The sequence below is a fragment of the Ignavibacteria bacterium genome (assembly GCA_017302895.1).
In the GTDB taxonomy this organism is placed as follows: domain Bacteria; phylum Bacteroidota; class Ignavibacteria; order Ignavibacteriales; family Ignavibacteriaceae; genus UTCHB3.
Genome location: JAFLBV010000002.1, coordinates 999694 through 1022323 on the forward strand (window position 1 = coordinate 999694; position 22630 = coordinate 1022323).

The 22630-nt window shown below is 42.8% G+C and carries 18 protein-coding genes; 10 read left to right on the forward strand and 8 right to left on the reverse strand.

Annotated elements, in window-relative coordinates:
• Window positions 1–9 precede the first annotated feature (9 nt).
• The 7 genes from J0L60_11830 (at window position 10) to J0L60_11860 (ending at window position 5735) form a co-directional block, all read left to right on the forward strand.
• Window positions 10–1119 (forward strand): Mrp/NBP35 family ATP-binding protein, encoded by a 1110-nt coding sequence (locus J0L60_11830; protein MBN8546809.1) that lies wholly within the window; start codon window positions 10–12, stop codon window positions 1117–1119.
• On the forward strand, window positions 1109–1345 hold the full coding sequence (locus J0L60_11835; GenBank protein MBN8546810.1) for a NifU family protein: 237 nt from the start codon (window positions 1109–1111) through the stop codon (window positions 1343–1345). The genes J0L60_11830 and J0L60_11835 overlap by 11 nt, the downstream gene beginning before the upstream one ends.
• Window positions 1346–1405: 60 nt before the next feature.
• Window positions 1406–2041 (forward strand): cobalamin-dependent protein, encoded by a 636-nt coding sequence (locus J0L60_11840; protein MBN8546811.1) that lies wholly within the window; start codon window positions 1406–1408, stop codon window positions 2039–2041.
• A 180-nt stretch (window positions 2042–2221) separates the two neighbouring features.
• Entirely contained in the window at window positions 2222–2983 is a 762-nt protein-coding gene (locus tag J0L60_11845) for an ABC transporter permease (protein MBN8546812.1), read from the forward strand.
• Window positions 2976–3713: a hypothetical protein gene (locus J0L60_11850; GenBank protein MBN8546813.1), complete on the forward strand. Its 738-nt coding sequence runs from the start codon at window positions 2976–2978 to the stop codon at window positions 3711–3713. Before J0L60_11845 ends, J0L60_11850 begins: the two co-directional genes overlap by 8 nt.
• Before the next feature lies 1 nt (window position 3714).
• The gene (locus J0L60_11855) at window positions 3715–4776 is read left to right on the forward strand and encodes an MCE family protein (GenBank protein ID MBN8546814.1); all 1062 of its coding nucleotides are present in this window, start codon (window positions 3715–3717) and stop codon (window positions 4774–4776) included.
• Window positions 4773–5735, forward strand: a complete 963-nt coding sequence (locus J0L60_11860; GenBank protein MBN8546815.1) for a hypothetical protein — start codon at window positions 4773–4775, stop codon at window positions 5733–5735. The genes J0L60_11855 and J0L60_11860 overlap by 4 nt, the downstream gene beginning before the upstream one ends.
• Here J0L60_11860 and J0L60_11865 read toward each other — a convergent pair.
• The 8 genes from J0L60_11865 to metG all read right to left on the reverse strand — a co-directional run bounded on the left by J0L60_11865 (window position 5725) and on the right by metG (window position 19644).
• Window positions 5725–7185: a glutamate--tRNA ligase gene (locus tag J0L60_11865; protein ID MBN8546816.1), complete on the reverse strand. Its 1461-nt coding sequence runs from the start codon at window positions 7183–7185 to the stop codon at window positions 5725–5727. The genes J0L60_11860 and J0L60_11865 overlap by 11 nt on opposite strands.
• 30 nt (window positions 7186–7215) lie before the next feature.
• Window positions 7216–9588, reverse strand: a complete 2373-nt coding sequence (locus J0L60_11870; GenBank protein MBN8546817.1) for a response regulator — start codon at window positions 9586–9588, stop codon at window positions 7216–7218.
• A gap of 83 nt (window positions 9589–9671) precedes the next feature.
• A complete protein-coding gene (locus tag J0L60_11875; GenBank protein ID MBN8546818.1) occupies window positions 9672–10649 on the reverse strand; it encodes a MoxR family ATPase in 978 nt (325 codons plus the stop codon).
• Between the two features lie 10 nt (window positions 10650–10659).
• Window positions 10660–11934 carry a peptidylprolyl isomerase gene (locus tag J0L60_11880; GenBank protein ID MBN8546819.1) on the reverse strand — a complete coding sequence of 425 codons (1275 nt, stop codon included), beginning with the start codon at window positions 11932–11934 and terminating at the stop codon, window positions 10660–10662.
• A 25-nt stretch (window positions 11935–11959) separates the two neighbouring features.
• The gene (locus tag J0L60_11885; protein MBN8546820.1) at window positions 11960–13951 is read right to left on the reverse strand and encodes a peptidylprolyl isomerase; all 1992 of its coding nucleotides are present in this window, start codon (window positions 13949–13951) and stop codon (window positions 11960–11962) included.
• A 151-nt stretch (window positions 13952–14102) separates the two neighbouring features.
• Window positions 14103–15854 (reverse strand): S8 family peptidase, encoded by a 1752-nt coding sequence (locus J0L60_11890; protein MBN8546821.1) that lies wholly within the window; start codon window positions 15852–15854, stop codon window positions 14103–14105.
• Entirely contained in the window at window positions 15854–17578 is a 1725-nt protein-coding gene (locus J0L60_11895; protein MBN8546822.1) for a S8 family peptidase, read from the reverse strand. Before J0L60_11895 ends, J0L60_11890 begins: the two co-directional genes overlap by 1 nt.
• Window positions 17579–17586: 8 nt before the next feature.
• Window positions 17587–19644 (reverse strand): methionine--tRNA ligase, encoded by a 2058-nt coding sequence (gene metG / locus J0L60_11900; protein MBN8546823.1) that lies wholly within the window; start codon window positions 19642–19644, stop codon window positions 17587–17589.
• A gap of 352 nt (window positions 19645–19996) precedes the next feature.
• On the opposite strand from metG, the gene J0L60_11905 reads away from it, so the two are divergent.
• The 3 genes from J0L60_11905 to J0L60_11915 are packed head-to-tail and all read left to right on the forward strand — an operon-like array spanning window position 19997 to window position 22628.
• The gene (locus J0L60_11905) at window positions 19997–20866 is read left to right on the forward strand and encodes a hypothetical protein (GenBank protein MBN8546824.1); all 870 of its coding nucleotides are present in this window, start codon (window positions 19997–19999) and stop codon (window positions 20864–20866) included.
• Window positions 20863–21792, forward strand: a complete 930-nt coding sequence (locus tag J0L60_11910; protein MBN8546825.1) for an ABC transporter ATP-binding protein — start codon at window positions 20863–20865, stop codon at window positions 21790–21792. Before J0L60_11905 ends, J0L60_11910 begins: the two co-directional genes overlap by 4 nt.
• The gene (locus J0L60_11915) at window positions 21792–22628 is read left to right on the forward strand and encodes an ABC transporter permease subunit (GenBank protein MBN8546826.1); all 837 of its coding nucleotides are present in this window, start codon (window positions 21792–21794) and stop codon (window positions 22626–22628) included. Before J0L60_11910 ends, J0L60_11915 begins: the two co-directional genes overlap by 1 nt.
• Window positions 22629–22630: the final 2 nt, after the last annotated feature.

A 22630-nucleotide genomic window follows, 5' to 3' on the forward strand; every position in this document is an offset into this window, starting at 1 on the left:
AGGACAAAAATGGCTGTAAATAAAGAACAGATACTTAAAGCTCTCGGAACTGTAAATGATCCCGATCTGAAAAAAGATCTCGTAACCCTGAATATGATTGAAAAGCTCACCGTAGAGGGAAATAATGTCTCTTTTGATGTTGTTCTAACCACTCCGGCGTGCCCCCTGAAAGAAAAAATAAAAAACGACTGTGTTTCCGCAATTAAAAGCAGCGTGCCGGATGTCGGTGAACTGAATATTAACATGACCTCGAATGTGACTTCGTTTGCTTTCAAAAAGAACGCAACTGGCTTCCTCTCGAATGTTAAAAACACCATCGCTGTTGCAAGCGGCAAAGGCGGGGTGGGAAAAAGCACAGTGGCTGTAAATCTGGCCGTTTCACTCGCTCTCGACGGTGCAAAAGTGGGACTGATAGACGCTGACATCTACGGACCTTCAATTCCTCTCATGCTCGGCATCAATGAAAAACCCCTCGTAAGACAGGTTGACGGTAAGGTGAGAATACTTCCGTTGCAGAAATTCGGTATCCAGTTGATGTCAATCGGTTTCCTTGTGGAAGACAATGCCCCCGTCATCTGGCGCGGACCAATGGCCTCGGGTGCCGTAAGACAGTTTATGACCGATGTTGACTGGGATGACCTCGATTACCTCTTTTTTGACATGCCTCCCGGAACAGGTGACATACAACTTACGCTTTGCCAGACCATTCCACTGACAGGTGCCGTGATAGTTACAACTCCTCAGGAAGTTTCACTCGCAGATGCAAGAAAAGCCGCTTCGATGTTTGAAAGAGTAAATGTCCCCATTCTCGGCATCGTGGAAAATATGAGTTATTTTATTGCCCCTGATACAAACATAAAATATGATATCTTTGGAAGTGGCGGTGGTGAAAAACTTGCTGCAGAATGCAATTCGGAATTTCTCGGTTCCATCCCCATCGATCCAAGGATCAGAGTGGGTGGCGACAAAGGAATCCCTGTGGTTTACGATATCCCCGACTCTTCCGAGGCGAGCATCGTTACCGGCATTTCAAGAAATCTCGCAGCACAGATTTCGATCGCCAACTCAAACTCAGCAACACAGAAACTCGAAATAATTTTAAGTGACGATGACCAATAACCTGAATCAGAGAATCCTCGAGGCACTCGATAAGATCAGACCTTACCTTAAGGCTGACGGCGGCGATATCGAACTGGTAAATGTTACTCCCGACGGAATTGTAGAAGTGAGACTGACAGGGGCGTGCAGCTCCTGTCCCATGTCTCAGATGACTCTTCGCGCCGGTGTGGAAAGAGCTATCATTAGAGAAGTACCCGGAATAAGACGAGTTGAGGCTGTCGCATAATTTTGTGGAACTGATTTGATCTTTTTATGGTTACTACATTAAATCAACTATTGTGGTAAAATGATCAAAGATGTACACTACTGGGACTACTTCAATTCCCTCACCCAAGGTAACAAACATCGGTGTAGAGAAATTGTAGTATCCCTCGCTGAAGAAAAAACTGATATCAAAGATATCTACATTAACCTCCTGCAAAAATCCCTCTACAAAATCGGGAAAATGTGGGAAGAAGGCAAAATCTCCATTGCCGAAGAGCATATAGCCACCAAAATAACAGAATATCTGGTGGATATTTCCTGCGAACTTTACCCTAAATCACCATCGAACGGTAGAACCATTCTTCTTACCGGTGTGGACAAAGATTTCCACGACATAGGTGCCAGAATGGTTGCAAACATCTTCGAACTTCAGGGATGGACTGCGGTTTTCCTTGGCGGAAACACCCCCAAACGGGAAGTCCTTAACATGATCGAAACTACAAAACCTGAAATTGTCGGCATCACCTACAGCCTTTACATAAACTTTTTAAGATTTGTTGAACTGCTCGATGCCATTAGCACACAATTTCCAAACCAGAAAATCCTCATCGGCGGGCAGGGTCTCTCATCCGACACAAACAACACCCTCGCCAAATATCCGAATGCGGAATACATCTGCTCCCTCACCGAGCTGGAGGAAAAACTGGTTAAGTATTAGTTATGATTTATGAATTATGAATTGATAGTAAATCAAGGCGGGAGGTTCCCACTTTGATTTACGGAAACTAATAACTCATAAGTCATAACTCATAACTAAAAATGGTTTTTTCTCTCCCAAATTATTCTTAAATTGGGTTTTCAATAATTGATCATATTGTAAAAATACCGAGTCAATTAAATGATACCCGGACTTCAAAGCCAGTCATTTTTTAATTTCATGGTGACAGTAGTGAGTGAGTTTATTTCCAAAAGGGAAATAAAGCACATCACTTACGCTGTCGTTTACCGGCAGATACTGTTTACCGGATTTGAAGCTTTGTCAATCATTACTCTTGCAGCCGTCGCTGTGGGTGCTGTGATCATCATTCAGGGGAACTCTGTCCTCTCTAATTTCTCACAAAGTCCGATGTATTACACTATTCTTGTGGCGATTATACCGCGGGAATTAAGTACACTTCTTACAGCTCTTATCGTTATTGCCCGATCAGGTACTGCCATTTCGACCGAACTCGGGAACATGAACATTAACAACGAAACGCTCGCAATCTACTCATTTGGCATTTCACCGGTGGCCTATCTCGCTGTTCCCCGTGTCATAGGGATGGTCATATCTGTGGTATGCCTCACGATTTATTTTAATGTAGCTGCTTTCGCCACGAGCGGATTTGTGAGTTTTCTTTCGGCCGCCGTGATTCCCACACAGTTTCTCTACGATCTTTTTACTGCTTTAAGTGTGACCGATCTGCTAATCAGTGTGGTTAAATCGGCTTTCTTCGGATTTTTTATCGGTGTGATAGCTTGTTATAACGGATTCAAGGTGCAAAAGGCAATTACAGAAGTGCCGCAGCGAACAATTAAAACGGTAGTTAACTCGGTGGCGACACTCGTAATCCTGGATATTACCGTAACTGCATTATTCTATCTTTTTCTCTATGATTAGTCTTAAGCTCGAAAATGTGACCTGTACCCGTGAGGGACAAACCATAGTAAGTTCATTTTCAGCCGATTTGACGGGATCAAAACTTACCGCCATTCTGTCGGATTCCGAGGAATCTGCCGTTGCATTTCTTCGACTTGTTGCAGGTCTGCAAAAACCTCCCGTCGGGACCCTGGTATATAACGGCGAGAATTTCTACGAAAAAAGCCCGGAAGATCAATCTAAAATTTTACGCCACAACAGCTACATTTTCGACTCAGGGGGGGTCGTTTCAAACCTTTCGGTTTCCGAGAATATTCTTCTTCCCTTCGATTTCATCAATCATTCGGTACCTGAAAAGGAAAAACTTGCGAAGGTTGAGGAATTGTTAAAATTTTTCGAACTCGATTCAGAACTTCTTCAGAAACGGCCCTCGATGCTGACAAAGGGAGAGATAAAACTTATCAATTATATCAGGGCATATCTTATCAGTCCCGAAATGGTTTTTATTGAATCTCCTTTTGCAAGGATGATGAAACAAACAGCCGGTTTAATCGAAAAAATAATTGTGGAGACAGCCTTCGAAAAGGGAATCCCCCATTTCTTCTCGAAAAACAACAATTCCAGTCTCGTCGAGAAGGCGGACACAATAATTTTAATAAAAAAAGGTGAAGCTACACTTCACAAAAGAGGTGTCGACTTCACCGATAAGTTTGACTACCCGAAATTTTACGATCAAAAAGAGATCAAATAATATGTCAAAATTACGATATACAAAGATCCTTGTGATCTCATTCATTGCACTCGCGGTTTTTGCCGTGGCAAGTCTCACGCTTTCGATCCTGATCAGTGAGAAGGTTTTTTCCACCAAGCTTAACTTTCGCGCAAAGTTCTCCGATGCAACGGGCTTGAAAGGGAATGTCCCTGTAATCTTCAAAGGTTTTAAGATTGGCTACCTCAATAATCTTACTCTTGGTGCCGACAACAATATTTATGCCGATCTGAACATCTATGAAGACTATAGAAATCTCATCAGAGACAACTGCATTCTCTACAAAAATGTGAATTTCATTACCTCGGTAACAAATATCCTTCTTCTTACAGGAACGGGAAAAAGCAAACTCCTTGAGCAGGGCTCCATGATTCCGGGATTCGATACACGGGAGGGGAAAGCGATGCAAAGGCTCCACAATGTGGAATATCAGGGGGAGGTGATAAATGCCTTCATGTTTAAAATCGAAGCGTTCCTCGATGAGGTGAATCCGCAGATTTCCCCGGGTGCAGGTGAAGCTAATTCCGGCATAATGAATTCCCTTAAATCGATCGATTCAACCTTCGGAAAGATCAATTCCATTATCACGAATGTCGACAAAACTGTTGCGATGGTGAAAGATGGACTCTCCGGAAGCAAGTCGGGTGTTTTTGGAGGTATGGCACAACTCGACAACCTTATGAGCGAACTTGTGGCCACGACAAAGAATGCCCGGGGTCTGATGGGGAGGCTCGATGCCACTCTCGTCAATTATCAGAGACCTGACAGCCTTGCAATCAAGATGATTGATCCTACCGGAGATAATTTCCTGAAGCCCGTAAAGACCTCCCTCAACTCGATTAACGAGTTACTTCCTGAAATCAATAAACTTCTTGTTTACTCAAATGACCAGACGACAAATTTATCGCTTATTCAGGAAAAAATAAAAAAAGTACTCGATGATCTGCAGGTCACCCTCCAGATTATTAACAAAAACCCGATCATCAATTTTGGCACCAACATCAACAACAAAAAAGTTGAACAGGGAAAGAAGAGGCCAAGATGAAAAATTTTATACTCTTATTAGCTCTGATTACTCCCCTCTTTCTTTCGGGTTGCTTCTCTTCAACAGTGATTGATGAGCAGAAGACAGCATCGCAAAGCGACGGTGACGATTTCTTTAACCTCGCAAACGACCTCATAAACCGGAACAAAACGGGTCCCGCCCTCATTTCCCTTGATGAGGCTTTCAACAGTTATTCACTTCTCGACGATGTCTCCGGGAAAACAAAAGTTCTGCTTAAAAAGGCAAACATCTACGCTTCCATGGGAGATTTCAAAAAAGGTGACAGCCTTCTCTCTGCTGAATTTCTACTGCTGCCCGGAAGGAATGACTCAATAAATTATCTGAATTCCCTCTCGGAATACTACTACACTTCGCAAAGGTATGACAGCGTTATAGCCCTTTCGAAGAAATTCAAGGAGCAGTATTTCTCATCCTCTCTCGCTCTTATTTCGACGGCTTATTTGGCTCTCTCCAAATTTGCATTAAAAGCTGATTACGAAATCGAACTCACGAATCTCAACAGTGCTTTTGTTGCTTTTGACCGTGACTCCCGCTACCCGGGTGACCAGCTCGCCTTTGCATACTACACGCGGGCGTTTATTGCTTTGGCGGACGGTAAAACAGATGAGGCTGCGTTTTGGGGTGGCAAGGCATATGATCAGGACTTAAAAAATGAGGACTATCTTGCCATAGCCTATGATCTTGAATTTTTGGGAAAAGTAGCTGAAAAGAAGGGTAATCCCGAGAAGGCATCCGGTTATTTCAAACGGGCATCCGATTCATACTTCGCACTCGGTATTGAGGAACCGGCAATAATCTGTGAGGTGAAAAGCCTCATTCACCGGTTAAATACAAAAGGCGATAATCCATTTCTGAAAAATCGCCTCAAATTTCTAAAGGACAAAATAAAAGATCCGACCCTGCTGGGCGAGATCGAAAAAATCGTCCCTAAACAGTAAGCTTTTTTATTCCTGTTTCGATCCGGTAAAGAACCTCATCTTTGCCTAGGGCATCGAGTATCTCGAAGAGTCCCGGACCGGATGACACTCCGGATACCACAAGTCTCACAGGGTGAATCAGTTTTCCTGCTCCGACTCCGTTTTCTTCCGCAGCACTTCTGAGAGCTGTTTCCCAGTCTTCCTTCGAAGGTGATTCCATTGCATCTATTTTGGCTGAATAAGCCTCCAGCAATTTTGGAGTGTCTTCCTTCCAACCCTTCTGTACACCTTTTTCTTCATAGGTTTCAGGACGGGAGAAGAAATATGGTGCGTTTACAGGAATTTCCTTTATAAACTTCACTCTTTCCTTCATGCATGAAACGACCTTGGTCAGGTATTCTTCAGTAATTTTTTCTGTCAGGGGAATCTCCTGAGCGATCAGTTCTTCGCGAAGCAGACGGGCAAGTTCGCTGTCAGTCTTTGATCTCAGGTGTTCGGCGTTCAACCAGTCGAGTTTCTCGAAATTGAAAACGGCACCCGATTTGTTGATCCTTTCGAGCGAAAATGAAGCAATCAGTTCGTCCATATTATAGAATTCCCTGTCGTCACCGGCGTTCCAGCCCAAAAGGGAGATAAAATTGATCAATGCCTCTTTCAAATATCCTTTCGCTCTGTAGTCTTCAACCGCCACATCACCCTGTCTCTTGCTCAGTTTTGAGCGATCAGGATTCAGTAGAAGCGGCAGGTGAGCAAAAACAGGCACTTCCCAACCGAATGCTTCATAGAGGAGCACATGCTTTGGAGTCGAGGGGAGCCACTCTTCACCACGAATGGTGTGTGTAATTTTCATCAGATGGTCATCCACCACATTTGCGAGGTGGTATGTAGGAAATCCGTCACTTTTTATCAGAACCTGATCATCGATTATCGATGTATCAAAATCGATATTTCCTCTTATGATATCCTTAACGAGTACCTTGCTTCCGTGCCTTACATTCATACGAACGACATAAGGAATGCCCGAAGCCAGTTTTTCTGTCACTTCCTCTTTTGAAAGTTTCAGGCAGTGCTTGTCGTAAACAGTCTGTTCATTCCTGGCTTTTTGAGCTTCTCTCAGACTGTCCAGTCTCTCTTTGGAGCAGAAACAGTAATAGGCATGTCCCGACTCGAGAAGCCTGTCTGTGTGCTCTTTATAAATGTGAAGGCGTTCTGACTGAGTGTATGGGCCATACTCTCCCTCGATTCCCGGACCTTCATCGTAATGAAGTCCCGACCACTCGAGAGTTGAAATAAGATTTTCAACAGCTCCCGGAACATACCTGGTGCGGTCGGTGTCCTCAATTCTGAGGATGAACTTTCCACCCGATTGTCGGGCAAAAAGGTAGTTGTAAAGTGCGGTTCTTAGTCCCCCTATGTGTAGATAACCGGTAGGGCTGGGGGCAAACCTTACCCGTGGGTATTCTGATATCATTTAACGCTGTTTTCCTGTAGAATTTACCGGTTATGCCGGATTGGTTGTATATTTCTTTACTTTTTCAATAAACTCAACGCTGTCTATCGGTTTTGGGATATAGTCAGTTGCACCGGCATCAATACATTTTTCGCGGTCACCTTTCATGGCAAATGCTGTAAGGGCTATGATCGGAGTATCCTTGTACTCGGGCATCTGTCTTACCCGTTCTGTAGCTTCAAATCCGTTCATGACAGGCATCTGCATATCCATCAGGATGATGTCATATTTCATCTTCTTGGCCTGTTCCACGGCCTCGGCACCATTTTCACAAACCGTTACATTATTGAAACCGTTTTTTCTGAGAAGACGGGTAACAATAATTTGTGAGTGTTTGTAGTCTTCCACGAGAAGAATTACGGGACCTGAAGGTTCAGGAGCTGCTGCTGCCTGACCCGTGCCACCCGCAGCGGCACCACCGGTGCTTGTGACAGGTTCGGTTCTGTTAACCATTCTGCTGATTGTATCAGCGAGGTCTTCAATTTTAGTGCTCTTTTTGTCGAGTAGCTCTGTGAAAAGTCCGTTAATCTTTGCGAGGTCTTCCTCGTAGTTCTCCTTGCCGGTGTAAATTATGATCGGCAGACTTGCAAAACGGGAGTTTGATTTAATCTCTTTTATCAGTTCAAAACCGTTCATCTGAGGCATGTCGAGATCGACAATAGCCAGATCGAGATCCATGTTGGCAATTTTTGCCGGCACCTCGTATGAGAAGTTTTCAGCGACAGGATTGAAACCTGCCGACTGTATCGCCTCTTTCACAAGATTTAGAGTGTTCAGGTCATCATCCACACAAAGGACATTGGCATCGCGCCTCAATTTGTAGCTGGTCAGCACTTCCACAAGGTCTTTATAGCTGATCGGTTTTACAAAATACTCGACCGATCCCATCAAAAACGCCTTTTGCTGTTCGGCTTCAACTGAACAGACTATCACAGGAGTATGCCTGTGAAGCTTGTTTTCCCTGATTTTTCGGAGGAGCTCGAGTCCATTGATATCGGGAAGTGTGACATTCGTGATAATTGAAAGGAAACTTTCATTCTCAAGTATCTGCAATGCCTTCAAGCCGGCGTTCACAATTGTGGGTTCATATCCCCATTTGTTCAGATAATTACTTAGAAGTTTCGAAGTGGCGTAATCATCTTCTATTACAAGAACCCGGTTGTTCTGGCTTGCAGGTTTAGGAAGTGATTCCATTTGGCTCGCAAACATCGAACTGCCCGTAAGGAGAAGATTTATTGAAATACTGACTCCCTGTCCACTCTCCTTGCCAATTATGAGTTCGCCTTTCAGGCTCTCTATGTATCTTTTTGCAAGATTAAGTGAGAGAGCTGAAACGCTGGTCAGTTTTCCTCTGCCGTCATGAATCTGGCTTATGCGGAATGCATCCTTCAATTTCTCGGGAGGCATCATGAGTCCAGAATGATATACCTTTATGGTCAGAATTCCACTCAATGATTCGGTAGCTGTTACTTCGATCCTGCCGTAAGGATTTTCATTCAGCAGAAATGCAAGAATGGATGAAATTGCGGTTTTAAGTTTCTGCTGATCAGATTCTATTTCCTTAGGAACTGCTTCACCGATTGCGAACTGCAGTGAGGTGACATTGGCATCTGTCTTTTCTTTGAAACTTTTCTCGATTTCATCCAAAAGTCCCTTTAGTTCAAAAGGTGCAGTTTGAACTGCTGCACTTCCACCGGCAACCTTGGAAATATCGATCAAATCGTTTAACAGACTGGATATCTTCTGAGCGTTATCCTTAATTAGCTTAACATACTCTGTTTGAACAGAGCTTAATTTGTCATCATAAAGAAGTGAGGCGAAACCAAGAATGCTGTTTGCGGGTGTACGAAGATCATTCGAAACATCGAGAAGCAATTTGTTTATGGATGAATCGGAAGTGTAGGTGACGAATTTTGCGGAGCTTAACACTACCAGCAAAAATTTTCCAAGAACTTCGATATTATCGATATCACTTTGACTGAAAGGCGACTTCCGGGTAAGTTTTAAAACGAACTGTTCCTCTGTATTCCCCTTCATTTTCAGGCAACCCTCATACACCAGGAAATCGGTCGACTGAATCTGACATTTTTTATCAGTATCAAAAGATGTTACACCGGATGAAGTGTCGTGCAGCTTGCATACACTGCAAACTGATTCACTTCCTATGGCAAGGCTCTTTTTTACATTATCAGACTTGCCAATAAGTACCAGTTTCTCGTTTACAGGTTTGAAAAGGGCAGCGGAGTAGAACTCAAATTCAGCAGAGATGAAGTTGCATAACTGATTCAGGAGGTTTTCCCCTGTGCTGTCAGACTGAAACAACTGATTTACTGATTTAAACAAGGATATGATATTCGATTGCATCAGGCATACCGGGGTTCATTAATGAATAACATTAAGACCACAAATTAAACAGAAATTTAGAGAAAAAAAAGTACACTATGAAATTAAACTGTTTCAATCAGTTTTTTTACAATATCCACAGATGTTATACCCTCTGCTTCGGCACTGAAATTTGGAATAATCCTGTGCCGCAATATCGGATTGAGAACCGACTTTACATCATCTTTGTTTGGGGTAAATCTTCCGTACAATACAGCTCTGGTTTTTGCTGCGAGTATAAGATATTGTGAGGCTCTCGGGCCTGCTCCCCATCTTACCCATTCCTTGATGAACTGAGGTGAATCAGGAGTTCCCGGTCTGGTACTGTGAACTATTTTTGCTGCGTACTCGATAATGTTATCAGCCACAGGCACCGAACGAATCAGCGTCTGATAAGAGAGCAATTCAGAAGCAGTAATAACAGGATTGACCACGGGCATAAACGCTCCTGTGGTCGATTTAATAATCTCAACTTCTTCATCGTAAGAAGGATAATCGAGCCACAAATTGAACATAAACCTGTCAAGCTGTGCTTCAGGAAGAGGATATGTACCCTCCTGTTCAATCGGGTTTTGTGTGGCAAGTACAAAAAACGGTGTTTCAAGAGAATAAGTCTTCCCGGCAACCGTCACTTTATACTCCTGCATAGCTTCGAGAAGTGCAGCCTGAGTTTTAGGCGGAGTTCTGTTTATCTCATCTGCCAGAATCACATTCGAAAAGATTGGTCCGGGAATGAAACGGAATTCACGCCGTCTGGTAATCGGATCTTCCTCAATGATGTCAGTACCTGTAATATCAGAAGGCATAAGATCAGGTGTGAACTGAATCCTGCCAAATTTCAAGTCAGTTGCTTCAGCCACCGTTTTGATCAGGAGAGTTTTTGCCAGCCCGGGTACACCCACCAACAGGCAGTGTCCGCGGGAAAGGAGCGAAATAAGAAGTTGCTCTACAATGTCAGTCTGTCCGACAATAACCTTGCCGATTTCAGCCTTAACTGTGTTAAATTTCTCATTAATCTCCCGTACGAGTGTTACTTCGTCCAATTCAACCCCTTTATTTGATCTCCCAAAAGATTTTTGTTTTCAAATCATTCAACCATTCCTGTTCAAGTCTCTTCTGTTTGTACATCACAGCAAGTTCTTTGATTTCATCGTAATCTATTTCGAGGTTTGGTTCGTGTCTTGGAATTCTTGAATCAAGCTTTACAATGTGATATCCATATTCATCCTGACCGTAATCGATTCTTTTTGGGAAGCTGATTTCGCCCTCTTTGATTCTCGCTACGGTCTCTTTTAGAGCTGCATCCAGTTTATCTATGAAGAATGTGCCGAGCACACCACCCGATTTAGAGGTTCTCTGATCCTGGCTGTATTTTTTGGCGTAAAACTTAAAATCACCTTTGTCTCGCACCAGGGTGTCGCGAAGATCGGTGAGAAAATTGATCAGCTCATAATCTGTTTGCTCATCAGGTTTTACCCTCACAAGGATGTGACGGGTCTTAATCTGCTCGCCTCTTCGGTCGAGTAACTGTATAATGTGGTAACCTGCAGGAGATTCAATCACTCCTGACATTTCACCCACTCTTAGTCTGAATGCCACTGATTCATACTCGGGGAAAAGCATGCCTCTGGCTGTAAATCCGATGTCACCACCATTGACGGCACTTCCCGGGTCATCTGAATATCTCTTTGCAAGCTCTCCAAAGTCAGCACCGTTTTTCAACGAATCGAGGAGTTTATTTGCAAAATCGATAGCAATTTTCATGATTCGTTCCGACTTGGAGGGGGAACGAAAGATATGTGAAATTTTTACTTTTTCAGGGGTTGTGCCGAGACTGTCACGATATTTCGTAAAAAACTCTTCCACTTCCCTTCTACTTACTTCGATTGTGCCAAACTTTTTGTCCTGGGCTTTTTTCATCAGGAGATTCTTCTCGATCTCGGGCTCAAGTTCTTTTTTGATCTGTGCCATCGACTTGTTGTATGTTTTCTCTACCGCTTCTTCGGAACCGAACTGCTTTACAAGTTGAGAAACCTGATAGGTCATATACTGATCAATTTCGGGTTTGGTTACGATAATCGAATCGAGAATGGCGTAAGCATAGAGAAGTTTTTCCTCAATCATACTGTTAAGCACAGCAGCAAGAAAAGCGGGATTGTCAGGATTGTCACCTGTCCTCTTGGCTTCAATGGCAGCACGGAGCGAAACTTCACTCTGGAGAATAACATCATTATCAACAATTGCTGCAATTTTTTCTGCAACTTCTTGTGAAAAAAGTGTTCCTCCTCCGAAAAGGAGAAGGAACACCAGTAAAGCTTTTTTAAGCATTAATAGTCTCTTTGTAAAATAATTGTTAGTTCTTGAAGGCTTCTTTCAATGCATCAAAGAAATAGACCGGTTTATATTTCGCTTTTAACGAGTTGATATAAACATTCTCAAGATTTTTCTGTTCCTGCTCATTATAACCGCTTAATACTTCGGGTTTTGCTTCCTCATAAGTTTTCATGCGGCTTTTGTCTTTTTTGTATACTTTTATAATCGAGAACCCGCCGTCGATGCTGAAAGGAGCGGTAATGAATCCCTCAGGATGCTTATTTGCTTCCTGATAGAGGTTGTTGAAGTTTACATCCTGAAGTGGATGTTTCCCCATTTTGCCTCTCATGTTGCTTCTTTCTGTGTATTTGCCGGCGAGTGACTCGAAGTCTGCTCCGGAAATCGCCTCTTTGTAGATTGATTTTGCAAGTGAATCGTTTTTAACAAAAATTTCACCAAATTCAACTCTGTCGGGCCAGTTGTATCCGGCTTTGTGAGCATCGTAGTACTGAACGAGGTATGTGCTGTCGCTTTTTATTTTGTTCCACACTTCAAGTTCCTGAAGTTTGAAGATGTAGATACCGTTTCTGTAGTCTTCCATCAGTCGTGCAAAATCTTCATTTCTCTTTGTGAGATATTTTGCGTCTATTTCGAGAACTCTGTCATTCGCCATCTTAACAGCACCTTCACTCAACATACTGAAAGTGAATGGTTTGTTGATGAATTCGAATCTTTTGTTCATATTGGCAATGAGTGAATCAAGAGAGTAGGAAACATTTTCCATTGTGAAGGCAACTGAATCTTTGTAATCGTTTCTCCACTCTGCATTAAAATATCCCTTGGTTATGTCAACTGTGTCACCAATTGATTCAAGAAGTGCAAACAACTGCTCATTTTCAGTGAAATTGTATCTCTCTCTGGTTTTCTTCAGGAGTTCAGCGTATTCGTTGTTATACCTGATCTGACGGTACATTTTCTTCAGGTTTTCCTTGTCTTCGTCAAATGAAGGATAAGGTTTTATCTCGGTAACCAAGATTAAATGGAGACCGTAACCTGTCTTTACCACAGGGGAAACCTGACCAAGTTTCAAATTGAATGCTGCTTCATCAAACTCGGGAACCATCATTCTTCTCTCAAAAAACCCGAGATCACCACCCGATGATTTTGAGCCTGGATCATCCGAATAGACTCTCGCCAGATCGCTGAAATTCTCACCGTTTTTCAATCTCTGAACAACGGTATCCATTCTGGCAGTTGCATATGCAGTATCCTGATTACCGTTCGGATCAAGATAATTGATGAGGATATGGCTTGCTCTGATCTGTGGAACCCTGTCCCTGATCTCGGTAACTTTGATCAGATGGTAGCCAAACCGTGTAGTCACCACTTCAGGATATACCTGACCCGGTGCGAGTGTATAGGCTGCATCTTCAAATTCAGGTACGATCATACCTGAAGTGATATAATAAATATCTCCGCCATTTTTGGCACTGTATTCGTCTTTTGAAAATTCGGCAGCCAGTTTCTCGAAACTTTCACCTGCCTTTATTCTCTTTAAGATTCCCTCAAGCATTAGCTTGGGTTCCTCTGAATCCAAAGAATCAGGTCTGGTCATTATGTGACTTACTCTGAGCTCTTTTTTTCTTCTCTCCCACATCTGTTTAACAGCAGGTTCAATCAACTCTTTTTCCACAATATAGGTTTGACCAACCTGTTTGAGGTAATCATCAAGTTCCTGATTCATTGCCTGATCTTTATCGAATCCCCTTTCGACACCATCCAGAAGCTTCATTTTGAAATTAGTGTAAACCTCAAGAAAGTTTTTCAGTTTTTCCTGATCATCTTTCCTGGCGTTTTCAACCCCGCCAACTGTCTTGGCATATGCTCTTTCAAATTCAGAAAGTGTAACTTTATTGTTTTGTTTGTTCGCTCCGGTGAATTCAGCCACTGCGGTCTGTCCACCACCTGAACATGCTGAAAGGAAAAATCCGGCAAGTAATGTCAAGCTAATAAACAATGTTTTTTTCAACATTAACGGCTCCCGATTATTTACAGATCACCCGGAACTCTCTCCGGGTTTGTTCTATTTATGGTTTATAAATGATTGTTTTATTTAATAATTATAAAAAATCGTGACAACAATGTTACCGAATTGCAGGCTCAAAATCAAGGTTAATAAAAAGTTACTTTGAAAGAACAATCTTGACAACTTTTGAGCTTTTCGAGCTTTTTAATTTTACAAAATAGACTCCCGAATTCAGTCCGCCGGCTTCAACATCAATAGTATGCCGGCCGGGTTCGAAAAATCCTCTGCCGAGTCTTTTTACCTTCTCTCCCGTCGCATTGTACAGATCGATAGTCAGTTCGGATATGGACGACAGTTCAAAATCGATTTTGGTTGAGGGGTTGAAAGGATTCGGATAGTTGCCGTAAACTCTTATGTCCGAAGGAGTTTGTGCAGCATCTTCGATGTTCATTGCAGGAATTGAGTTCAATGCTGCAAGTCCGTTTATTATCCCCCAGCCATACTCCCTGTTTGGATTCGATGCGTTGTCTGCTGTCGAGCGAAGCGAGTTCGCAAGTTCCACGGGAGAGATGTTAGGTCTTTGGGAAAGGATGAGTGCCCCCACTCCGGCAGCCAAAGGACACGAAAACGAGGTACCTGAAGACTGTGAATATCCATTCAGAGTATACGAACTCGCAACCCTTACTCCCTGACCCATCGCCATGATATCGGGTTTTATGCGACCATCAACCGTTAAACCGACACTTGAGAAATAAGCTCTTGCACGCGATGCATCAACAGCGCCGACAGAAATGACACTGTCACCATCTGCAGGTGCACCAAGAGTATTGTGAGTTGCGTCCATACCTTCATTGCCTGCAGAAACAAAAACTGCTATCCCTTTTGAAACCGCAAGGTCTGCTGCTCTCGTAATTCTTGCAGTGTTGCCATCCATATCCTGCCATGTGTAACTCTGAAACGGAGGGTCATACTCAAGATAACCTAGAGATGATGTAGCGAGGTCGGCACCGAGGCTGTCTGCCCATTCGATACCCGCTATCCAGTTGTCCTCCTCTATCGGAGTTTCACTATCGGTATTTTCAGTCTTGGCCAGAAGATAGGAAGCACCATATGCGGGACCGATCAGTTTCCCCGGTTTGTAACCGCCAATTGCCGAAAGTACATTCGTACCGTGACTGCCACTTCCCATGTCAAGACTGTCACCAACACCACCGTCGTTGTTTACAAAATCCCATTTGTCCAAAATTGTGATTTGCGAAAACGATTCATGCTGCAAATTGTTAAAACCGGCATCGAGAACACAGACTGTCACACCTGCACCGGTGATACCGAGGTTATGCATCGCCGGCACTGACATCATCTGATTTTGTGTCAGGCTCTGACCGTAATCAAGATCAAATTTATCTTTATTATCAAGAATCATTTTTGTCTGATCGGTTGAGGGAGCCTCTACTAAATCACTTGAATATTTCTTTGAAAATCGCACAACAAGATCAAGATGACTTACAAAAGGAAGTTTTTCAATTTTTAGGACCTCCGACTTCGCAACATACATGCTGACGCTGTTCAGCCATTTTGACTTTCCTTTTACCTGCAACCCCATCTTTTGAAACTCTTCGATGTAACCGGCATAAATCGGCAGGTCAGTTTCATCAATTAAATTTTGCTCGCTCCTGAACTTTCGTCTTCTTTCTATCGATTTTTGCGTAACCACAAGAGAAGGGTTTTTAAGGTACTTTTCAGTGGAAGGCCCTTTGTCTTTAAAAAATACCCAACAGAGAACGGAGTCAGTGTCAGACATCCTTCCAACGACTGTCTCCATTGATCTGGACAGTTTCGTAGTGGAATAATTTCCCTGGAATGTGATGAGAACCAGGAAAAGGAAAGGGATAAGTGCAAGTTTTTTCATTATTTCAGTAAACTTAATTTTTGTGTGTAAATTCTATTGCCGTCATTCAATAAAAGAAAATAATTTCCTGAAGGAAGTCCGGAAGCGTCCAACACTATTTTACCCGTACCGGCAGAATATGTTCCCTCAGCTACAATTTTTACCAGTTCACCGGAAGAATTATAGAGCTTCAGCGATAAGAATCTTTCAGTGGGAAGTGTAAATTGAACGGTTGTCACCGGGTTAAAGGGATTTGGATAATTTCCGAGAAGAATGATGTCTGACGGAACCGTCGTGTTACCATCCTCAACACCGGATGGGACATTATCTATAGCAGCAACAGCATTCATTATTCCCCATCCCATCAATCTGTCGGGTGAGTTTGGCTGTGAAGCAGTATTCCTTAAAATCTGTCTGATCTCGATTGGGTTCAGATTCGGGTTCTTTTGAAGCATGAGAGCAGCTATTCCTGCCGCAATCGGACATGCAAGCGAAGTTCCTGAAGTGTAGGTGTATGAGGTTCTACCCCCGGGTGCAGCGGCATAAACCGAAGATCCAACCGCCATCATATCAGGTTTTATTCTTCCGTCAAAAGTCAATCCAACGCTGCTGAAACCTGACCGGGCTCCCTGAGCTGTTATCGAACCGATCGAAATTACAGAATCACCGTCAGCGGGTGCAGCAAGAGTATTCTGCGTTGCATGAAAACCATTATTCCCGGCACTGTTGAAGACGACAATTCCCTTTGCAACGGCAAGATCAGCTCCCTTTGTGATCCTTGCAGTATTTCCGTTCATATCCTGCCAGGTATAGCTTGTAAACGGAGGGTCAAAATCGAGGTAAACAAGTGAAGTGGATGTAACATCAACACCAATGGAATCAGCCCATTCGGCAGCGGCAATCCAGAAATCCTCTTCGGCAGGTGTTTCTGAATCGGTATTCTCCGTTTTTGCAAGAAGGTAATTGGCTCTGTATGCAGTTCCGATCAGCTTGCCCGGTTTGAAGCCGCCAATAACGGAAAGTGTGGAGGTGCCGTGTGAACCGTTTCCCATTCCGCCATCACCAACATCGGGGTCGTTGTTCACAAAATCCCAGGTGGAGACTATGCGGAGTGAATCATAAACCTCATGAGCAAGGTTGTTGAATCCCGCATCCATCAGACAGATAAAAATACCTGATCCATCGTATCCCATATTATGTGCTGCAGGTATCTGCTGAGGAGCAAGCTGAGCAAGTGATTCACCGTAATCAAGAGCATTCGTCGCTTCAATAAAGGAATTTCCAGTAACAAAAGAATTATCATTTTCTTTGTAAACCTTGGAAGCGGTGCGTCCCTTGGCAACTGGACTGATTTTCTTGACAAAATTCTTTTCTGCAAGTTGAATCAGCATATTCCTGTCAGCATTCACGGTAACCGAATTAAACCATTTTGATCTGCTGATTATTCTAATTCCTGATCCTTCCAATTCCTGCAGGTATCCCCTCCATAGCGGAAGATCGGTCTCATTGATGGCATCACCTCTGAGAGCCCGTCTCTCTATCGATCTTTTGCTCAGAAAGGATTCCGGGTTCGAAAGCATACTCAGGTTTTCACCCTTGTCAACAAGATCAACCCATACCTTAACGAAGCCGGTGTTGCTACGGTTTGCAAGCCAGCCGTTCAGGTCAGGGGAAAACTTTCCGGCAACGCTGCCTTGAGAGTAAACCAGAACTGGAAAAATAACGATCAGAAAAAGTTTTTTCATCTTGGTTTTTACTTTACTTTAGTGCTGTTTTTAATTGTACCCGCCACTTCAACAACATTCAAACCACCATCAGGAGTTTCAACCGCAAGGATCATCCCCTGAGATTCGAGACCCATCAGCTTTGCAGGCTTAAGATTGGCGACCACAATCACTTTTTTACCAATCAAATCTTCCGGATTGTAAGCCTTTCCGATTCCCGCAATTACCTGTCTCTTCTCTCTGCCAAAAGAAACCTGCACCTTGATCAGTTTTTCACTTTTCTTCACTCTCTCTGCTTCAACAATCTCGGCAACACGGAGATCGGTTTTGAAAAAGTCATCTATCGAAATCGATTCAATTTTTTCAAAATCTTCCTCTTCCACCGGGTCCGGAGCGGTTCTCTGTTTTATCTCTTCAATCTCGCTGTCTTCAATCTTCTTAAAGAGAATTTCGGGGGTTCCCAACTCTTCGCCTTCAACGAGATTGAGCTTTCCGGCATTCAGCCATTCAACAGATCTTTTGTTGAGCATTTTAAGAATTTTCGCTGAAGTATTTGGAATTACAGGCATAAAAAGTTCCGCCAGAGTGTATATCGTCTGAACACAAAGGTGAAGTGTTGTGGAACATCTTTCCCTGTCACTTTTCAGTGTTTTCCATGGTTCGGAATCGTTGAAGTATTTGTTTCCGGCTCTAGCAAGATTCATCACTTCAAGAGTCGCATCCTTGAATCTGTATTGCTCCATCAGTTCAGCTATTTTAGACGGGTGGTCCTCAAGCATGTTCAAAAGCTCGTTATCCCTCTCGTCAAGCGTATACAACGGTGGCACTTTACCATCGAAATTTTTATGGATAAAAGTCAATGTCCGGTTCACAAAATTTCCGAGGATATCGGCAAGTTCATTGTTGTGTTTAGCCTGAAAATCTTTCCACGAAAAATCGGTATCACGATACTCGGGTGCATTCATAGTAAGAGTATAGCGCAAGGAATCAGCTTCAAATTTTGCGAGGAAGTCGATAACATCGATACCCCACTTCCTGCTCTTGGAGAATTTTTTCCCTTCAAAGTTCAGGAACTCATTCGCAGGCACATTCTGGGGGAGAATAAATTTTTCGGAATGCCTGTCGTTCCATGCCATCAGTAAAGCAGGGAAAATTATAGTATGAAAAACAATGTTGTCTTTCCCGATGAAAGCCACATATTTGGTATCTGGATCCTGCCAGTAATCACGCCAGCCATCTTCTTCACCACGAAGCTTAAACAACTCTTTTGTGGCGGAAATGTAGCCGAGAACTGCTTCAAACCAGACATACAATACTTTATTGTCAACGCCTGCTATCGGAAGTTTCACTCCCCAGTCAAGATCGCGGGTGATCGCTCTGTCCTGCAAACCGGCAGTAAACCACCCCTTACAGTACTGAAGGACATTCTCCTTCCATCCGTATGTCACATCCATTTCGTTGACATATTTTTCAAGTCTCTCCTGAAACTTTCCGAAAGGGAAAAACCAGTGGGAAGTCTCCCTTAGCTCAGGTCTTTCTCCCGTAATTTTGCTTACGGGATTGATAAGTTCAGAAGGATCATACAGCGAACCGCAGTTTTCACATTCATCACTTCTTGCACTCTCATTGCCACACTTCGGACAGGTTCCCTCAACATATCTGTCAGGGAGGAACATCTTTCGGGAATTGTCATAAAACTGCATCGACTTCTTTTCAACAAGAAGCCCGCTGTTGTAATAATCCAGAAAAAACTCGGTAGCTGTTTTGTGGTGTTCAGGTATGCTTGTCCGGCTGTAAATGTCGAAACTCATCCCGAATTTATCGAAAGATTCTTTGTTTATTGTATGAAAACGGTCAATAATTACATTCGGTGAAACCTTTTCATTATCCGCCGTTATTGTTATCGGTACTCCATGTTCATCAGATCCGCAGACAAATATAATGTCTCTTCCTCTAAGACGCTGATATCTTACATATGTGTCCGCAGGAAGGTATGCTCCTGCAAGGTGCCCAAGATGTATTGGCCCGTTTGCGTAGGGAAGTGCGGCGGTTACCAATATCTTTTCGTGACTCAAATTCTTATCCATAAAATTGTTTTTAAAAACATTAAATATAGTGAATTTTCATGCAACTATATCAAGGCGGAAATTTCTCAAGGCTGGGTTGAGAAGGCTGAATAACGAAGGCTGGGTTGAGAAGGCTGAATAACGAAGGCTGAGGGATGAATGTTTGAAGTTTGAATTTTGAGGCTTGAGATTTGAAAGCATCTAACGGAACGAATTTCCGGAAATCTGAAGAGGAGCGACAATCCAGATTCTATTAAGCTAATAGCTCATAGATCACACTTCATAGCTTTCTTAGTTGCAAAATTTCAAATATTACTCTATTTATCGCTATTTTTGACACCGCAAATAATTTTAATACCAAAACAATTTACAGATGCCAAGACTCGTTTTTTCCATATTCCTTTTGTCCATTTTGTCTTACGCAACAATATTCCCTCAATCCGTTGAATTCCTGCCGGGGAAACGGCTCTTTAACATGCTGAAAGCTGCAGATACCGAGCCGAAATTCGGTCTAACTTTCTTCCCGGATGACCGTTCGATGAAAGTGGATGTAGGGAACGCATTCGATGCCATTTCATTTAAAATTGATTCCACCTCCACAATTAATGCAGGCACCGAGTTCTTCGCTTATGCCAAGGTTATAGAATATCGTGAATACCGATTGCAGGTTGCGGCGATTGACGGATATTTTGGAGGCAACATCTCCTGGCTCAAACAGATATCCGGTACACCTCACTTCATAAATGCCCGCCTACGGTTTATCCACCGTAGTGCCCATTTGGTCGATGGTGCGTGGGATCCATCAAAAAATTCATGGAAGGATGCCGCGGGTCCCGTACCTTTCGCCGATGATTTTTTTGAATTAAATCCGGGTATCCAGTTCAGGTTTCCCAGCGTGGATCTAAGAGTTTACGGAGGAGTTACTTATTCCATTTTGATACGGCCGGTCGACCAGAAAAGAACAAGTTTTTCCGTCGGAAGTGAATTATTTATTAACGATGTGTTGTTTACCCTTTTGAGCAAGCCCGCTAGACTCTATGCAGCTTATGACTTTAAAATGCGGGGACGACCGGAGTATTCCCCCTCTCATTCACTAATGGCAGGGATTAAACTTGGAGAAAAAGCAGGAACCGGCCTTTCGATTTATGCTTTTTATTACTCCGGATTCGACTGGTTTAGTTCTTACTACAAAAACCGTCTGACAAAATTTGGACTTGGTTTTTTTATTGATTTTAACCCCTGACAGGAGTTGTTACGGAAAAAATAATTGAAATTAATGGTCTCCATAAAAAATACAAGGATGTATATGCCGTAAACGGACTCGACATCACAGTGTATGAAGGAGATGTTTTTGGATTCCTGGGACCAAACGGAGCAGGTAAAAGCACTACTATAAGAATGCTGATGACTCTGATTTTCCCTACCGCGGGTGACATCAAATTATTCGGCAGAGACATCTACAAAGAAAGAAAATATATTCTCAGCAGAGTTGGCGCAATTGTTGAGAAACCCGATTTTTATGGTTATCTCACCGCCTACAAAAATCTTGAGATTCTCGCCCGCACATCCGGATATCCCGTCACAAAAAAGAGAATAATGGAAATTCTTGAAATGGTGGGACTCGAGAAACGCTACTCGTCGAAAGTAAAAACATTTTCCCACGGCATGAAACAACGCCTTGGAATCGCCCAAGCTCTCATTCACGACCCCAAACTCATCATCCTTGATGAACCAACCACGGGACTCGATCCTCAGGGGATGAAGGAGATTCGTGAACTCGTGGTCTCACTAAGCAAAGATCATCAAAAAACAATCTTTCTCTCCTCCCATATTCTATATGAAGTGGAACTCATCGCCAACAGGATGGTTATCATCGACAAAGGGAAGACCGTCATTGAAGGATATGTGGAGGATCTGCTCAATGCCGCCGAGACCAGAGTAAATATTGAAGTGAACAACCCTGAAAAAGCGGTGCAGCTAATAAATGAAAGCAATTTCAAAGGAAGAATTGATGATGTTTCGAATTCAACAATCATTATGTTCATGAAAAAAGATGAAATTGCCCCGCTCAACAAGAAACTCGTTGAGAATGGAATCGAAGTCAGCTCATTAATCCCTACAAGATCACTTGAGGAATATTTCTTAAATCTGACAGGAAAGGGAGAATAATGATCGATCTCGTAAGAATTGAACTTTATAAAATTTTCAGGAAGTGGAGAACTTACATCGGCTTCATAACCATTGCCATTATAGTTTCAATTATCGAAATAGCAATGCTTGTTGAGGGTGAAAACTACCTGAAATTTCTGACTCAGAATCTGCAAAACATTTTTGTGTTCGAAGGAAATTTCCTGAACGGTTACCTGATGTCGTTTCTTGTGCTCGGAGCACTTGCCATACATATCCCTTTTCTGATTACTCTTGTTGCCGGAGATCTCCTTGCAGGTGAAGCAACTTCGGGAACATACAGAATGCTGATAACACGACCGATAACGAGAAACCAGCTTCTTACCGCGAAGCTTATCGCAGCTACCATCTATACAAATCTGATGGTACTTTTTCTCGGCGTTATGTCGCTGGGTTTGGGAGTTATCCTCTTCGGAACAGGCGAGCTGATCGTTATCAAGGATATACTGATTATATTCGCAAAGGATGACATTTTGTGGCGGTTTGCAATTGCCTATGGAATCGCAGCTTTAAGCATGATGGTGGTTACATCGATGGCATTTTTCTTTTCCTCCATGGTCGAAAATGCTATAGGACCAATCGTCAGCACAATGGCAGTTATTATCGTGTTCTATATTCTCTCAGCCATTAATATTGAATTGTTGCAAGATCTGAAGCCATATATGTTTACTACTTATATGCAATCGTGGAACATTATTTTTACAACTCCCGTAGAAATGGATGAGCTCTATCAAGCTATGGGAATCCTCTCGTTTCACATCGTTTTGTTCCTCGGCTTGACTTATTATTATTTTAACAAAAAAGATATCACTTCTTAAGA

What these genes read in the sequence shown, in the direction of transcription:
- J0L60_11860 (MBN8546815.1), top strand. Translation starts at nt 4,773, where the DNA reads ATGAAAAATTTTATACTCTTATTAGCTCTGATTACTCCCCTCTTTCTT.
- J0L60_11885 (MBN8546820.1), bottom strand. Translation starts at nt 13,951, where the DNA reads ATGTTGAAAAAAACATTGTTTATTAGCTTGACATTACTTGCCGGATTT.
- J0L60_11845 (MBN8546812.1), top strand. Translation starts at nt 2,222, where the DNA reads ATGATACCCGGACTTCAAAGCCAGTCATTTTTTAATTTCATGGTGACA.
- J0L60_11850 (MBN8546813.1), top strand. Translation starts at nt 2,976, where the DNA reads ATGATTAGTCTTAAGCTCGAAAATGTGACCTGTACCCGTGAGGGACAA.
- J0L60_11880 (MBN8546819.1), bottom strand. Translation starts at nt 11,934, where the DNA reads ATGCTTAAAAAAGCTTTACTGGTGTTCCTTCTCCTTTTCGGAGGAGGA.
- J0L60_11890 (MBN8546821.1), bottom strand. Translation starts at nt 15,854, where the DNA reads ATGAAAAAACTTGCACTTATCCCTTTCCTTTTCCTGGTTCTCATCACA.
- J0L60_11865 (MBN8546816.1), bottom strand. Translation starts at nt 7,185, where the DNA reads ATGATATCAGAATACCCACGGGTAAGGTTTGCCCCCAGCCCTACCGGT.
- metG (MBN8546823.1), bottom strand. Translation starts at nt 19,644, where the DNA reads ATGGATAAGAATTTGAGTCACGAAAAGATATTGGTAACCGCCGCACTT.
- J0L60_11915 (MBN8546826.1), top strand. Translation starts at nt 21,792, where the DNA reads ATGATCGATCTCGTAAGAATTGAACTTTATAAAATTTTCAGGAAGTGG.
- J0L60_11855 (MBN8546814.1), top strand. Translation starts at nt 3,715, where the DNA reads ATGTCAAAATTACGATATACAAAGATCCTTGTGATCTCATTCATTGCA.
- J0L60_11830 (MBN8546809.1), top strand. Translation starts at nt 10, where the DNA reads ATGGCTGTAAATAAAGAACAGATACTTAAAGCTCTCGGAACTGTAAAT.
- J0L60_11835 (MBN8546810.1), top strand. Translation starts at nt 1,109, where the DNA reads ATGACCAATAACCTGAATCAGAGAATCCTCGAGGCACTCGATAAGATC.
- J0L60_11840 (MBN8546811.1), top strand. Translation starts at nt 1,406, where the DNA reads ATGATCAAAGATGTACACTACTGGGACTACTTCAATTCCCTCACCCAA.
- J0L60_11905 (MBN8546824.1), top strand. Translation starts at nt 19,997, where the DNA reads ATGCCAAGACTCGTTTTTTCCATATTCCTTTTGTCCATTTTGTCTTAC.
- J0L60_11895 (MBN8546822.1), bottom strand. Translation starts at nt 17,578, where the DNA reads ATGAAAAAACTTTTTCTGATCGTTATTTTTCCAGTTCTGGTTTACTCT.
- J0L60_11870 (MBN8546817.1), bottom strand. Translation starts at nt 9,588, where the DNA reads ATGCAATCGAATATCATATCCTTGTTTAAATCAGTAAATCAGTTGTTT.